This window comes from Bizionia paragorgiae, from assembly GCF_900107625.1.
Lineage (GTDB): Bacteria > Bacteroidota > Bacteroidia > Flavobacteriales > Flavobacteriaceae > Bizionia > Bizionia paragorgiae.
Genome location: NZ_FNQK01000008.1, coordinates 126,821 through 140,047, shown reverse-complemented (window position 1 = coordinate 140,047; position 13,227 = coordinate 126,821). Strand labels below are relative to the sequence as shown.

13 protein-coding genes and 1 other RNA gene are annotated in these 13,227 nt (G+C 34.4%); 8 read left to right on the top strand and 6 right to left on the bottom strand.

All coding sequences use genetic code 11. The features are described from left to right. Window positions 1–21 precede the first annotated feature (21 nt). The 4 genes from BLV64_RS07620 to BLV64_RS07605 all read left to right on the top strand — a co-directional run bounded on the left by BLV64_RS07620 (window position 22) and on the right by BLV64_RS07605 (window position 3,044). Window positions 22–315 carry a winged helix-turn-helix domain-containing protein gene (locus BLV64_RS07620; protein ID WP_092133647.1) on the top strand — a complete coding sequence of 98 codons (294 nt, stop codon included), beginning with the start codon at window positions 22–24 and terminating at the stop codon, window positions 313–315. Window positions 316–367: 52 nt separating this feature from the next. Continuing rightward, window positions 368–1,783 (top strand): cell envelope integrity protein CreD, encoded by a 1,416-nt coding sequence (creD, locus tag BLV64_RS07615; RefSeq protein ID WP_092133644.1) that lies wholly within the window; start codon window positions 368–370, stop codon window positions 1,781–1,783. 227 nt (window positions 1,784–2,010) lie between these two features. Next, window positions 2,011–2,385 carry a ribosomal maturation YjgA family protein gene (locus tag BLV64_RS07610; RefSeq protein ID WP_092133642.1) on the top strand — a complete coding sequence of 125 codons (375 nt, stop codon included), beginning with the start codon at window positions 2,011–2,013 and terminating at the stop codon, window positions 2,383–2,385. Continuing rightward, a complete protein-coding gene (locus tag BLV64_RS07605; RefSeq protein ID WP_092133640.1) occupies window positions 2,382–3,044 on the top strand; it encodes a DUF1361 domain-containing protein in 663 nt (220 codons plus the stop codon). Before BLV64_RS07610 ends, BLV64_RS07605 begins: the two co-directional genes overlap by 4 nt. Window positions 3,045–3,099: 55 nt before the next feature. Here the strand turns inward: BLV64_RS07605 and BLV64_RS07600 are convergent, their stop codons facing one another. Continuing rightward, window positions 3,100–4,308, bottom strand: a complete 1,209-nt coding sequence (locus BLV64_RS07600; protein ID WP_092133638.1) for an NAD(P)-dependent oxidoreductase — start codon at window positions 4,306–4,308, stop codon at window positions 3,100–3,102. Between the two features lie 488 nt (window positions 4,309–4,796). On the opposite strand from BLV64_RS07600, the gene ssrA reads away from it, so the two are divergent. Beyond that, window positions 4,797–5,193, top strand: a transfer-messenger RNA (tmRNA) gene (gene ssrA / locus BLV64_RS07595). 681 nt (window positions 5,194–5,874) lie between these two features. Here the strand turns inward: ssrA and BLV64_RS07590 are convergent. The 5 genes from BLV64_RS07590 to BLV64_RS07570 form a co-directional block, all read right to left on the bottom strand. Beyond that, window positions 5,875–6,243 (bottom strand): helix-turn-helix domain-containing protein, encoded by a 369-nt coding sequence (locus BLV64_RS07590; RefSeq protein WP_245705881.1) that lies wholly within the window; start codon window positions 6,241–6,243, stop codon window positions 5,875–5,877. 291 nt (window positions 6,244–6,534) lie between these two features. Further along, a complete protein-coding gene (locus tag BLV64_RS07585; protein ID WP_177165308.1) occupies window positions 6,535–7,569 on the bottom strand; it encodes a ligand-binding sensor domain-containing protein in 1,035 nt (344 codons plus the stop codon). A 299-nt stretch (window positions 7,570–7,868) separates the two neighbouring features. Then, window positions 7,869–8,534 (bottom strand): hypothetical protein, encoded by a 666-nt coding sequence (locus BLV64_RS07580; protein ID WP_092133633.1) that lies wholly within the window; start codon window positions 8,532–8,534, stop codon window positions 7,869–7,871. Window positions 8,535–8,766: 232 nt separating this feature from the next. Continuing rightward, the gene (locus BLV64_RS07575) at window positions 8,767–9,234 is read right to left on the bottom strand and encodes a PEGA domain-containing protein (RefSeq protein ID WP_092133631.1); all 468 of its coding nucleotides are present in this window, start codon (window positions 9,232–9,234) and stop codon (window positions 8,767–8,769) included. A 17-nt stretch (window positions 9,235–9,251) separates the two neighbouring features. Continuing rightward, on the bottom strand, window positions 9,252–9,644 hold the full coding sequence (locus tag BLV64_RS07570; protein WP_092133629.1) for a hypothetical protein: 393 nt from the start codon (window positions 9,642–9,644) through the stop codon (window positions 9,252–9,254). A 492-nt stretch (window positions 9,645–10,136) separates the two neighbouring features. Here BLV64_RS07570 and BLV64_RS07565 point away from each other — a divergent pair, with 492 nt between their 5' ends. Genes BLV64_RS07565 through BLV64_RS07555 form a run of 3 tightly spaced genes read left to right on the top strand, consistent with a single transcriptional unit; the run spans window position 10,137 to window position 13,227 of the window. Next, window positions 10,137–11,288 carry an ABC transporter substrate-binding protein gene (locus BLV64_RS07565; RefSeq protein ID WP_092133626.1) on the top strand — a complete coding sequence of 384 codons (1,152 nt, stop codon included), beginning with the start codon at window positions 10,137–10,139 and terminating at the stop codon, window positions 11,286–11,288. 11 nt (window positions 11,289–11,299) lie between these two features. Then, window positions 11,300–12,811: a sensor histidine kinase gene (locus tag BLV64_RS07560; protein ID WP_092133624.1), complete on the top strand. Its 1,512-nt coding sequence runs from the start codon at window positions 11,300–11,302 to the stop codon at window positions 12,809–12,811. Then, the gene (locus BLV64_RS07555; protein ID WP_092133622.1) at window positions 12,808–13,227 is read left to right on the top strand and encodes a response regulator; all 420 of its coding nucleotides are present in this window, start codon (window positions 12,808–12,810) and stop codon (window positions 13,225–13,227) included. The genes BLV64_RS07560 and BLV64_RS07555 overlap by 4 nt, the downstream gene beginning before the upstream one ends.

Genomic DNA, 13,227 nt, shown 5'->3' with positions numbered 1-13,227 from the left:
TAGAAAGGGCAGAGTGAATATATGAGCATAATTACAAACATAAATAAACTATTCGATCACAGAATTAGATTGGGCATCATGTCTATTTTAATGGTGAATGAGTACGCAGATTTTAATATGCTTAAAGAGCTTTTAGGAGCTACCGATGGAAATTTGGCGAGCCATACCAAAGCTTTAGAAAAAGCGGAATACATAAAGGTTGAAAAGCAATTTATCGGTAAAAAACCGAACACTAGATATAGCACTACCGCTTTAGGTAAAGCTGAATTTAACAAGCATATAAACGCTTTAGAAAAACTAATACATATTAAATAATATTTTTTTATTCACACACTTTGAATTTCAAAGTACTTTAAAACTTTAATTTATGAACTATTCAAACGACAATAACGGTACTTCTTCGTCTGCAATACCACAAAAAACATCAAGTAAATTTGGGCAATGGTTAAAAACATCTCTAACGGCCCGCTTAGTCATGGTAGGTTTTTTAACCTTGGTTTTATTAATCCCCCTATCTTACATAAATAGTTTAATTCGTGAACGCGCCGCGCGGCAGACAAATGTTATACATGAAATAAACTCCAAATGGGGAGAGCATGTTATGGTTTATGGACCACTATTAAAGCTTCCCTATAAAAGCTATTCTGAGAAAAGAACGTATAATGAAAAAACAAAAACGCATACTACCGAAATTGAAACCAAACTAAAACACGCCTACATTTTTCCAGAAACTTTAGATGTTCAAGCAGATGTAGCTTCAAAAACACTAAAACGAGGTAATTACGAGTCGGTAGTTTATAGTGCTAACTTAGATTTTAATGGCTTTTTTTCATCACCAAATCTAGAATTAAAAGGCATAAAACAAGAGGACATCCTGTGGGATAAAGCTACATTTATCGTCAAAACAAGCAACTTAAAAGGAATAAAAGGAGCAATAAAAATTAATGTAGCTGCGACAGATTATGCATTTGAAACCAATTACAATACTTTCGACCGCGGTACTAATCATGACTTGGATATACTAGAATCTTCATTTTTAAATACAGCAGATTTACCCATAGCTAGCGACAATACTATGTCATATAGTTTTAAAATGGCTTACAACGGAAGTGAAGGTCTACAAATTATACCCATAGGAAAAACAACAACATTAGGCATGACCTCTAATTGGGCAAACCCAAGTTTTAACGGTGAATTCTTACCTAATGACCAAACCAAAACAATCACCAAGGATGGTTTTAGTGCCGACTGGAAGGTAACACATTTAAACCGCGCCTTTTCTCAGCAACATATAGACCTTATCCCTGCTCTAGATCAGTATGCTTTTGGAACAAAATTCCTTATTATGGTTAATGAGTTTCAGCAAAGTGAACGCTCGGCAAAATATGGATTCCTTGTTATAGGTCTTACTTTTTTATTGTTTTTCTTAATCCAAACCTTAAGCAAAATTAACATCCATCCTTTTCAATATTTAATGATTGGTATAGCCTTAACCATGTTTTACACCTTATTAATATCTATAAGTGAACACAGTAATTTTTTAAAAGCATATATTATTGCAGGAGGATCGGTGATAACCCTTATAACCTTATATTCAAAATCAGTTTTAAAAAACCGGAAATTCCCTTTATTTATCGGCGCCTCACTAACCGCTTTGTACAGTTTTATCTTTGTGATTATTCAATTAGAGAACTATGCGTTATTGGTAGGGAGTATAGGACTTTTTACAATATTAGCTATCGTTATGTTCGTTTCTAGAAAAATAGATTGGAATAACGGATAGTATCATCTTCTTAATACATGTGCGGTCTACACCTCAACCCTTAAAGATCGTGCACATTAGGTTTCCAGTATTATAAATCAACATTCTTGCACTATCAGTACATATTTAGTACAAATTACAATTCCGTTAAATGCCTATTAAAACCGTATTACCAGATTAACCAACTTACTCTTAACACATTATGCGTTAACCACATTTCATCTATTTACTAGTAAACCTCATTATCTATGAAACTCCGATTCCACTTATTATTTTTCAGCGTATTTATAGCGTTATTTATTATCGAGCTGCTCATTGCTATCTTGCTGAAATCAGGATTTATCAGGCACACTTTTGGTGATTTCTTAGTAGTAATTATGTTGTTTTATGGCATAAAAAGCATCACTACATTTAAAACACTACCTATAGCCATCACTGTTTTATCAATTGCCTTTACAATCGAAATTCTTCAGCTTTTTAATGTCTTGACTATTTTAGGACTTCAAGACAACCATCTAGAAGTACTTGTATTAGGAAGCCACTTTAGCTACCAAGATTTACTTGCCTACACCTTAGGCATTGCTACCGCATTACTTATAGACAATAAAATATTAAGAAAATGAAAACATATAGTTCCCTAATTATTAACCGCCAAAAAGTAAGTCCGCTATTAATTTCATCAACTCTATGTTGTATACTACTACTCTCGTTTAGGATTAAATACACAAACACCTCTTACTTTTTATTTTTAGTTTGGAATCTATTTTTAGCAGGCATTCCTTTTCTATTGTCGACTTATTTATTGAGTATCTCTAATATATCAAAAACTAAAGTTGCTTTTACAAGCATACTTTGGCTCCTCTTTTTACCCAATGCCCCTTATATTGTAACCGACCTCTATCACTTAAGACTGAGTGCTGCGCATTTGGTCTGGTTAGACGCTTTAGTTATTTTTAGTTTTGCTGGTGTAGGGGTCTTGTTATTTTATATTTCCCTATGTGATATGTACAGTGTTTGGTGTAAATTAATAACTAAACAATTCGCAGTATCCCTAATATACTGCACGTGTTTTTTATCTGGCTTTGGCATTTATCTAGGCCGTTTCTTACGGTATAATTCTTGGGAAATACTAAGTAATCCAATCCCACTACTCCAAGACTGTTTAGCTTTCTTTTTAGCCCCAAAAACACATTCCGATTTTTGGGCATTTACATTAGTCACAGGATGTGTTTTAAGCGTCGGGTTTTACGCCTTTAAAAAGATAATGATCACCACAAAATAAAAACAAAAAACCACGTGAATGATCACGTGGTTTTTTGTTTTATACTAGTATCAGACTAGACTTTACCGTCTACATAATCTTGCAAATACGCAAAGCGGCGGGTTAATTTCCCATCTGCAGTGGTTATACGTGCACGTTTTAAAATGCCGCGCTCGTCATCATTAAAAAAGGCAGGAATAACATGTTCTAAAAACAGTTCTCCAAAACCTTCACTGGCATCTTTAGGCAATTCGCAAGGTAAATTATCTACCGCCATCACTGTTATGGCATTCTTAGCATTGTAAGCCACTTCTTTTTCTGTTATTGGATCGTAGCCATAAAAAGGATCTGCAATGGTCGATGGGCGAATGGTACATGCCACGGGACCATCGATATCACAAGAAATATCAGCTACCAAATTAATACGAAAATCTGGGTGTCTTGCATCTTCACGGGTGAATAAATACGGAGAGCCATCACCATAAAAATGGCCTGCAATAAACATATCGGTTTCTTTAGCGTAAGGCATGAAGTTACTGACATACCCTGAAGGATCTTTATAAAATTCATACTTCTCTCCTACCTTACCATCGGCGCGTTTGTTGTATTCCATAACATCGGCCATACAATAAACAGGCTCTGAAAACTGAGAGGTTAGATACAAAGCATCACTAACTTGTTTAATTTTTAAATGATCTAAAATTTCACGAGCCCCTTTAGCCACTTTTCCTGTTCCTGAAAGTGCAATTTTAATATTTGGAAGGGTAATTTTATCTAATTCTGCTTTTACGGCATCAAGATCTTTAAGTGTTTCTACTTTTGGTAGATTAAACAGCTTATCTCTTAAACCCAAAGCTCTAAACCCGTTATAAGCACCGACAAGTCCTGCATAACGACCAAAACCAATTAATCGTGATCCTGTTTGTCTTACAATGGTTTCATGATCGTATAACTCTATATTTTTTTCTAAAATAGCTTTTAAAAGCTTGCGGTTATACGGTTGCTTTTTTATGGTATGACTAAAGAAAAAGTATTTTTTATTAGGAATTAGTGCTTCGACAGGAACTTCTTTAACACCAAATAAAATATCGGCATCTGTAATATCTTCGGTAACTGAAAACCCTAATGTTTTATAGTCGTTATCTGGAAAAACACGAATATCTGAAGCTTCGACAACCACTTCGGCTTCCGGATATTTATTATTTAAAATAGCTAATGCTTGAGGGGAAAACACCACCCGACGATCTGGCGGGTTTTTACGCTCTTTAATAATAGCAAACTTCATAGGCTGTTCTTGGTTTTTATAGTTATACCTGGTTTAAGGCCTTGCTAAAATACTGTTAAAAATAATTGTTGCCAACAAATATTTTTATTTAACAGGGTATATCACTTCGCCCTAGCTGGATAAACACGGTGCTAATCTGTAACCGCGTTACAACATGAACAAACACTAAACAATTGATATTAAGACCTATATCATCTTAAGAATTCTAATTCTCATGACAAACAGCTTGTTTATGGGACGATAACTCCCTTAAAACAGGAGTTAAAAAGGTTTCATTAATATTTTTATAAAAGGGCACGGTTTTGGTGTTAACTATATAAATTTTATTAATTTTGTATTCCTTGAAACAGGTTATCGTGTTTCTAGGTGAAGCGCGTTAGGGATTGCAGCGACATCCTTTTGCTTTTTAGCAAAAGATACAGCGAAAAGCCCGACACTACAAAGCGACAGCGCCGTAGGGAAACGCACTAAAAAAATTATCTTTAATTGGGGTCGACTGGTTTTGACAGCGAGATTAATTAAACGGTAAGCACGTCGTGTAATGATTTTGAAACACGTAAAAGGCTAAGTCAACTTTTTAAACGGCGAGAATAACTACGCTTTAGCTGCCTAATCCGAATTATAGTAGGATTAAGCCTCGGTACACAAGGTGTACAAGCTTTATGTCTCCGGAAAGCCTTGATTGACGGCGTTCCATTTTGAGGCATCGTAAATGTCAAGATAGATTAGGTGGCGCTTTGACGCCTAATTGAAACTAAAGAAGATAAGTTGTAAGTAGGTTGTCTTTAACCAGCTTACAATCGAAAACCTAAGAAAAGAATAAACGTGTAGAAAGCTCTTTGGTTACTTGTTTGGACGAGAGTTCGATTCTCTCCGACTCCACTATCAAAAAACCCTTTTAACTAACTAGTTATCAGGGTTTTACTTTTTACAAGTGCTATATAGGCGTCAACCTTGTTCACTTCTTTTGAGAAAACTATTCTCATATAAAATCAAATTTTGTTTTATTTAAAAACAGCTTGTTTGTCCTTTTTACAATGTATTTTTTTCCACACCATACTCTATTGAATAGTCTTCTTAAAATCTACACGTATTTTCTACCGATAAAATAATACAGTATCAAAGGCAAATTCAAAAAGCAATTAAGCCTATTGTCCAAACTATTTTTTGATTAGAGCTTAACTTAGTTGATTTATTAATTTCCATAACCCTAAGGATTAAAAAAACAACAGTGAAAACCACTCCAATTAATAAAAGTAAATTAGCACTATTAACGTGGTTGTTAATCATTAGTAGCATTCCTGTAATGAAAAAATTAATGAACCAATAACACTAGTATGGATGAATGAATTGTTTTTCATGTCTCAAAGATTACTTTATAAATTTAATTAATGTTGGGTAGGGCGCCTCTATCTTGTTTTTCTTCAAATTAATGACAGAAACAATAGGTATGATTATATTTAAAAGATATAAGCCGATAAACACATAACCTAAGAAACTAAAATTATCAAAATGCATAATTTTCAATAACGCATAGCCAATTACAATTGTAAAGGTTACGAATGTTCATACAATTTGAAAATTTAAAACATTCGCCCCCATTTTTTTTAATCCAATAACCTTATCCTTTTTGGTTACCCATAAAATTAAGGGTATGATAATATTCCCTATTGGAATAGCTAAAAAGGAAAGAACAGAAAGGTGAAAAAGTACCAAATAAGAATTATCACTCTGTTTACCATAATCCAGAATATCTTCGGCATTGATTTGTAATGCTTCACAAATTAAATGCAGTGTTTTTCCACGAGGTTCATTTTGATTATTTTCTATTCTTTGAAGGGTTCTCAGATTAATGGTTGCTAAATCTGCTAATTCTTCTTGCGAAAATCCTTTTTTCTTTCGTGCTTCTTTAATTTTTTTTCCTAATTCGTTCATAGTCTATCGTAATTAATTATGACACAAGTTTACGGCTTAAAACCTATAATTGATAGCGGTTTAATGACGACATTTTTATGACATTTGCGTCCAAACCTTGATTTTACTAGTTTAAATTGAGCACTCTACTAATTACTCAATTTAAATTTAAGGCACTATTAACAAAATAGAAAATAAATTACGAAAAATAAGTGGACTCATTTAAACATCATACAGATAAAGTAATTTGTAAATGTCAATGAAATTAAACCGCGCCATTGAACATTTTTAATTAAAGCAACAAATACGGATTTAATTCATTCTTTTTAGGTGCGTAAAGTCTTTTAATTCGGTGCCATCATAACGGTATAAGAGTCCATATCGTCCTCCAAACCAAACATTGCCGTCTTTATCGCCTGCGATAAACCGTAATTCGACAAGTTTTTGATCCTTATCAAAAGGAACTACAGAAAAGGCCTCTCCATCAAACCAGGTCACAGTACTTTCTCTAAAACTACCTATCCATAACGTCCCTGATTGGTCTTGATAGAAACAGGACACCATATTATTATTTAGTCCGTCGGTTTCATCATAAAACTTAAAACCACCATCTTTATAAAGCATAAGACCATTGTCGAGGGTACCAAACCAAAGGGTTCCATCGCGGTCGTTAAAACTTGAAAAAACCATGTCATCGGTAAGGCCATCTTTTAATGAATAGTTTGTAAAGCCATTACCGTCATAACGTGTAATCCCTCCGTGAGTTTGTGAGGTCAGCCATGTATTACCAAAATCATCCTCAACTATACTTTGAATCACATTGTTATACACCTTGTCATCTGGGTGAATACGCCCCTTAAATCGCAGGTATGAGGTGAACGTTTCCCCGTCAAAATAGTAAGCTCCACTTGCTAGGGTTCCTAACCAGAAGCCGCCTTTACTATCCTGAATTAACGAAAGTACTTCTTGAGTTGTTCTACTTCGCAACCCGGTTATTGGGGACACTTTAAGCGCATCTTCCTGTGGTAGCGGTATTGTGGCAAAGGTTTCACCATTAAATCGGCACAAGCCTTTGGAAGTAGCAAACCATAAAACACCAGCTTTATCTTCGATAACCGCATTAACTTTATTAGAGCAAAGCCCATCTTGTGTTGTGAAGTTTACAAACGAAGAGCCATCGTATTTATAAACACCTTCGGTTAAAGTAGTAAACCACATGTCTCCATTTTTATCTAATAACCCATTGGTTACAACGTCCCTATCGTCACGATGTACTTGATTTGTTGTTTTGTTAGCCTCAAAAACCGTAGGCAATCCTGACTCCTTTTGACCATTACAAGAAGACATAAATATAAGAATGAATAATAACACAATACTCTTTAGCTGGGTAATCATAGGCTTGGCGTTGTCAGCTAACACACCATAAGTGTCCTAAAGCTGAATTAAAAGATTACGCACGTTGCGTTTCTATTCATAGCTTAAGGTAACATTTTTTTATAAAAACCGTTTTTGCAACAGTATAAGAGGATACCAACTAAAATGAAATTTACACTCTTATAATGCGTCCTCTATTCAAAAAAAGACACTTGATTATTACACCTATTTGTAAGCAGTGTAAATCACTACCAAACCGTCAGAAAAATTATCTATTTTAAAGTAAAACCATCTGCATTAAAAGACGTGATAAAAGCTGTCGTTAGCCCTAAAGAATCGCCGTTTTGGTTCGCATACCGAACACCAATACAATGGCCGTTAGACGCGTATCGCGAATGGTCATTTACAGAATTAGCACTTGCACCCCCTGCGATTACTTGTTGTGCGATACTGCCATCATCCTCTTGAGCATACCCCTGCATATAACCAAAATAGTTTGGAATTCCCGTATTATTATTACCCGTACCATTGTCGCTATTTAAATTATAGTCTTCAACATTAGCATAGGCTTTAAACGCTATGCTTTGAGGTTTAAAAGGCAACCCTGAAATCGTACTGTTCCCAGAAGCTGTTATTCTAAATTTTCCCATATAAACACGCTTTTCGGTTGTTGCCATTTGCAACCATGAACTACCATCCCAATAATAAAAACCAGCCGGTTGTAAACCGCCGGTTGCATCATTATAAACCAGTGTGCTGACTTCAATACCAGCTCCTGAAGGAATGCTAACCGTTATATTATCATTCACTCCTGTAAGTGCTACTCGAGGAATTAACAAACCAGAGTTTTCTGAATCAATATCTAGTGCAGCCTGAGGATTTAATGTGCCAACTCCTACTTGCGCGATTAACAAATTAGAAAAGACACTAAAAAACAAATAGAAATAAGAACGTTTTCATCGTGATTAAGGGATTAGGTTATTGGTTTTAGATGTTTTATTAATCTGTTATAACATCAAATAGTACATACAAAGCCTTCGGAATACCATAGGAAAACTCATATTATTTCTTATAATCCGCAAAGCACTACTCCCCTAATTCAACAAATAAAACCGAGTTATAAGTTCATTAATTTTGTGTTTATTCTGAGTAACTCATTAAAAACAAGACTTATTCCGATTTTTCTAATTGCCCTACTTTTTCGGAATTAGGATCAATCTCTAGACTTACTTTTATAAATAAATTACCCCCTTTAGTTTTGTAGGTTGTGCCGCTTTTTAGATTACCGTTTATCTCTTCAGGCTTCAGTTTATGGATTGCTCCTGTTATCGGGTCTATTATAATTCCGATTAGTCCGCCAATAGAAATATTACCAAGATACCAAGCATTAAATTTTCGCTCTAATTTAGTTTCGTAGGTTTTATAGCCATCAAGTTTTAAAGTTAATTGATAGTCTTGATTTCTTTTAAGGTTTTTCTGAACAGGGGCGTTTCCTATTTCAATTTCGTTGATAAATACTGTTGCAGCACTCGGTTCTGAAGTTATTTCAACATTTTGTCTTGACCCCGAAACAATTGTTGCACAGCTTGAAAGAAATAAAACTGATACTAATAGAAATGATTTGATAATAATTTTCATGGATTGGTTTTTATAGTTTAGTCTAATTGTAGTTTGTATTGAGGTAAAGCGGACACCTCGCCGTTGTACTTATAAAGCTCTATACGCAATCGATAACAACTGCTCCATAAATCTGGCTTCTTTTTATCTACAACCTTTACAATATTAGCTCCGTTTTCCCTAGCTTCATCCCTTGCCTGAGCCATTAAACTATTAAAACTACAATCTGTAGAAAATCCTGAATCTTGAAATCGCAACTCTCCAACCTTTACAGTATTTTCCGGTAGGGTGTGTTCGATATCTAAAAGTGCTATTTTATCATCTACAGTTAATTCCGGCTGTCGGTTGGTAAAATTTGAAGTGATTTTCGGACTACAACTTGTAATCCCTATTACTGTTATTATAAACAATAATCTCGTAAAGTTTTTCATAGGTTAGTGGGTTGGTAAATAATTCCACCTATGATAAAGTCGCTAGGTCGATAAGCGGGCAATTTAGGAAATAAATAACACAAGTAGGTAGAAATAGTATTATTTAATCGACCTCAATCACGCGCTATCGTTTGGGTCGATAGATACTTACCTAATGTTTACAAATACACTTTACAAGCACAACTAGCTAACTTTGGTAAGTGATAAAACTCGTTAGCTCGAATAATTCATATCAAAACCAATCACAGCCCCTTTAAGCTTAGTCCCAAACCCCACTGTATCAAACACCGTGATAAATAGTGAACGGCATATAAAATCAATAAATTAGCTTATTTTTTTAGCAATTGTTTTTACCTTGTGGTTTTATCACATTAAATAAGAATAAGTGACTTCATTTTCCGAGTTACTCACCGTATAAAAGAACATAAGTAGTAATTAACAACCATCTACAACACATCAGATTAAAGTTTATATTACCCCATACCAACCACCATGAATAAAACAACCTCATCTTCTATTATTTACCTGTTTTCATTATTTTTCGCGCTTAGTTTTTTAAGCTGTGAATCAAAACAGGTTAAAGAAATAAATATTGGGTATATCGGTCCCCTATCAGTTAGAGCTACAGACTTAGGAATTGATCCATCAAACGCAATGCAAATGGCGGTAGACGAATACAACGCCAATCGCTTAGAGAGTGAGCCTAAAGTCAACCTCTTTATTGAAGACGGAAAATGGAATCCCGAGAATGCTGTTCGGGCATACAACAACTTACGCGATACGCATAAAATCAACGTTCTTTTTGTAAGTAATACCGATGCTACGGTAAGCGTTCAAGACCTCATTCTACAAGACCACGTTATTCTTGTAAACCCTTTAAATAATGACGAGCTGCTCTCCTCTTTAAATAAAAACACATTTAAAATTGCTAAATCCACAGAACAGGCCAACGGACTTATTGCTGGACGTATTAAAGAACTAGGGCTTAAAAAAGTAGCTTTGTTTCAATATCCTAATGATTATATGACTCGGGCGAGTAACGAAGTAAAAAATCGGTTAGACAGCTATGAGATTGCGTCCAAAACCATTCCAATTGCGGTAGACCAAACCTCTTTTACTGAGCATTTAACTCAACTCAAAGCAGAACAATATGATGCCTATGCGTTTTTTGGTTACAAAGAGTTGGGTTTTGCAATGAAAGAAGCTAGAGACTTAGATATTACGGCTCCATTTTTCGGATCTACAGTTCTATTAGATCCTGCATTTTACAAGAATTCTGAAGGCGCAATTCAAGGCACTGAATTTCCTTTCTTTACTCCTACCGATGGCAATTATATTTTAGCTCATGAATTCCTAACGCGATTTGAAAACACATTTTCTAAAAAGCCGGCTTCGTACTGGCCAACTATGCAAGCTTACGATGCGATGAATCTTATTCTAAGTAAAGTAAAAACAATTAACGCTAAAAAGGATAAGGATACCGCCTTTGATGATTGGTTAAGAGAAGCGCTTTACAGTGTAAATTACTACCAGGGTATTTGTGGTAATATTGCCATTAATAAAAACGGAGCCTCAAAAGGCATTTACTTTTCTCTCTACCAATACGGCACGCAAGACGACCCTGTTGTAAAAACAAAAAGATAAAATACTGACCTATGAAAATAAGCCATAAATTAATCCTTGCTTTTGGAGTCTTAATTCTTGTGTTATTAGTAGAGATTGTGTTAAACCAAGTTATTTCTAACCGAGCGACACAAACCTACCAAACACTACAGTCTGAAATTAACCCTGCAGTAACGATCTTAAATAAATACGAAGGTATTAATAAGGAGTTAAACCTTTTAATTAGCAATAGAGTTAATGGTGATGATAGAATTAGTTCTATTAACAGAATAAAGGGGATTGTAGAAGTTGAACTTACATATATCGTTACAGAACTAACAACACTTCATGACGCGCTTGCCGAAGACCACGCCAACCGAAATCACCTAGCAACACTTATTGCTAATACAGACGACTTAATACATACGACCATAAAATTTAAGGACTTACTAAATATAAAAGAACAAGAGAATAAAACGGATTTAGCGAGAGGTTTATACAATACTGATTTTTCCAATTTAACCTATTCGATAGATAAAAGCATTAAGCAACTCGATATTAACTATAATCGTGCATTTGAATCTTATAATAATGAACTCGCAGATAATTTAAAGTCTGTCTCCAGAATAATACTTTTTACAGGAGCTTTTGGAGTGATTTTAGCTATTATTATCACGTTTCAAATTACATTTTCTATTTCTAGATCCATCCATAAATTAAAGGTGGCCGCTTTAAAAATGAGTAAGGGTAATTTAGATGAACGCATAAAAGTAAAAGGTCAAAACGAGTTAGCAGAATTAGGAAGCGCTTTTAATAAAATGGCCAATGCGCTTAAAAAAAGCTTTACAGCTCAAGAAAAACAAATTGAAGAAATACAGTCCGTAAACAAAGAGTTAGAACAATTTGTATACGTGGCTTCTCATGATTTACAAGAGCCACTAAGAACAATGACAAGTTACATTAATCTTATTAGTGAATTGTATATCGATCAACTCGATAATAATGCACTAAAATACATGACTCATGTGGAGGATGCTTCTGCAAGAATGAAAACCTTAATTAAAGACTTACTAGATTATTCTAAAATTGGAAAAGAAAAAACGGTTACAACGGTAGATTTAAATGCAATTATAAATGAAATCCTATTAGATCATGAGCTCATTATTAAAGACAGTAATGCAACTGTGGTTTTCGATCCCTTACCAACCCTTAACGGGTTGCAAATGGAATTAAAACAACTGTTTCAGAATCTAATTAATAACGGTTTAAAATTTAGAAAAGAAGGTACCGATCCCTATATAGAAATTACTGTTGAAGAACAATCAGATTTTTGGCTCTTTAAAGTTAAAGACAATGGGATTGGTATGGATGAAAAGTATTTTGAACGCGTCTTTGTTATTTTCCAAAGACTACACAACAGAAATGATTATCAAGGTACAGGTATCGGACTCTCGATATGCAAGAAAATTGTAGACATGCATAAAGGAGAAATCTGGATAGAGTCAGAATTAAATAAAGGCTGTACTTTTTATTTTACTATATTTAAAAAATTAAAAACAATATGAAAAAATTCAATACTATTTTACTTATTGATGACGATCAGGCGACCAACGAGTATCATGAAATAATTATTAACCTTGCTGGAGTTGCTAATAATATCCACTCGGTAACTAGTGGACAAGAAGGTTTAGATTATCTCACGTCTAAAGGGAACTATAACGGACAAGAAGATTCTTACCCACAGCCTGATTTAATTTTTCTGGACATTAATATGCCTGCTATGAATGGTTTTGAATTTATGATAGAATACGACAAGCTAGACGCTTCACAAAAAGGTAGACATATTGTGGTTATGCTTACCTCATCACTAAACCCTGACGATAAAGCGCGTGCTGCGGATAATAACAATATTAAAGATTTTATGGACAAGCCTTTATCTAAAGCTATGGTTTTAGAATTAAGAGAAAAGTTTCTGCCTTAA

What these genes read in the sequence shown, in the direction of transcription:
- BLV64_RS07620 (WP_092133647.1), top strand. Translation starts at nt 22, where the DNA reads ATGAGCATAATTACAAACATAAATAAACTATTCGATCACAGAATTAGA.
- BLV64_RS07575 (WP_092133631.1), bottom strand. Translation starts at nt 9,234, where the DNA reads ATGAAAATTATTATCAAATCATTTCTATTAGTATCAGTTTTATTTCTT.
- BLV64_RS07590 (WP_245705881.1), bottom strand. Translation starts at nt 6,243, where the DNA reads ATGAACGAATTAGGAAAAAAAATTAAAGAAGCACGAAAGAAAAAAGGA.
- BLV64_RS07565 (WP_092133626.1), top strand. Translation starts at nt 10,137, where the DNA reads ATGAATAAAACAACCTCATCTTCTATTATTTACCTGTTTTCATTATTT.
- BLV64_RS07585 (WP_177165308.1), bottom strand. Translation starts at nt 7,569, where the DNA reads ATGTCTTCTTGTAATGGTCAAAAGGAGTCAGGATTGCCTACGGTTTTT.
- BLV64_RS07610 (WP_092133642.1), top strand. Translation starts at nt 2,011, where the DNA reads ATGAAACTCCGATTCCACTTATTATTTTTCAGCGTATTTATAGCGTTA.
- BLV64_RS07560 (WP_092133624.1), top strand. Translation starts at nt 11,300, where the DNA reads ATGAAAATAAGCCATAAATTAATCCTTGCTTTTGGAGTCTTAATTCTT.
- BLV64_RS07570 (WP_092133629.1), bottom strand. Translation starts at nt 9,644, where the DNA reads ATGAAAAACTTTACGAGATTATTGTTTATAATAACAGTAATAGGGATT.
- BLV64_RS07555 (WP_092133622.1), top strand. Translation starts at nt 12,808, where the DNA reads ATGAAAAAATTCAATACTATTTTACTTATTGATGACGATCAGGCGACC.
- BLV64_RS07605 (WP_092133640.1), top strand. Translation starts at nt 2,382, where the DNA reads ATGAAAACATATAGTTCCCTAATTATTAACCGCCAAAAAGTAAGTCCG.
- creD (WP_092133644.1), top strand. Translation starts at nt 368, where the DNA reads ATGAACTATTCAAACGACAATAACGGTACTTCTTCGTCTGCAATACCA.
- BLV64_RS07600 (WP_092133638.1), bottom strand. Translation starts at nt 4,308, where the DNA reads ATGAAGTTTGCTATTATTAAAGAGCGTAAAAACCCGCCAGATCGTCGG.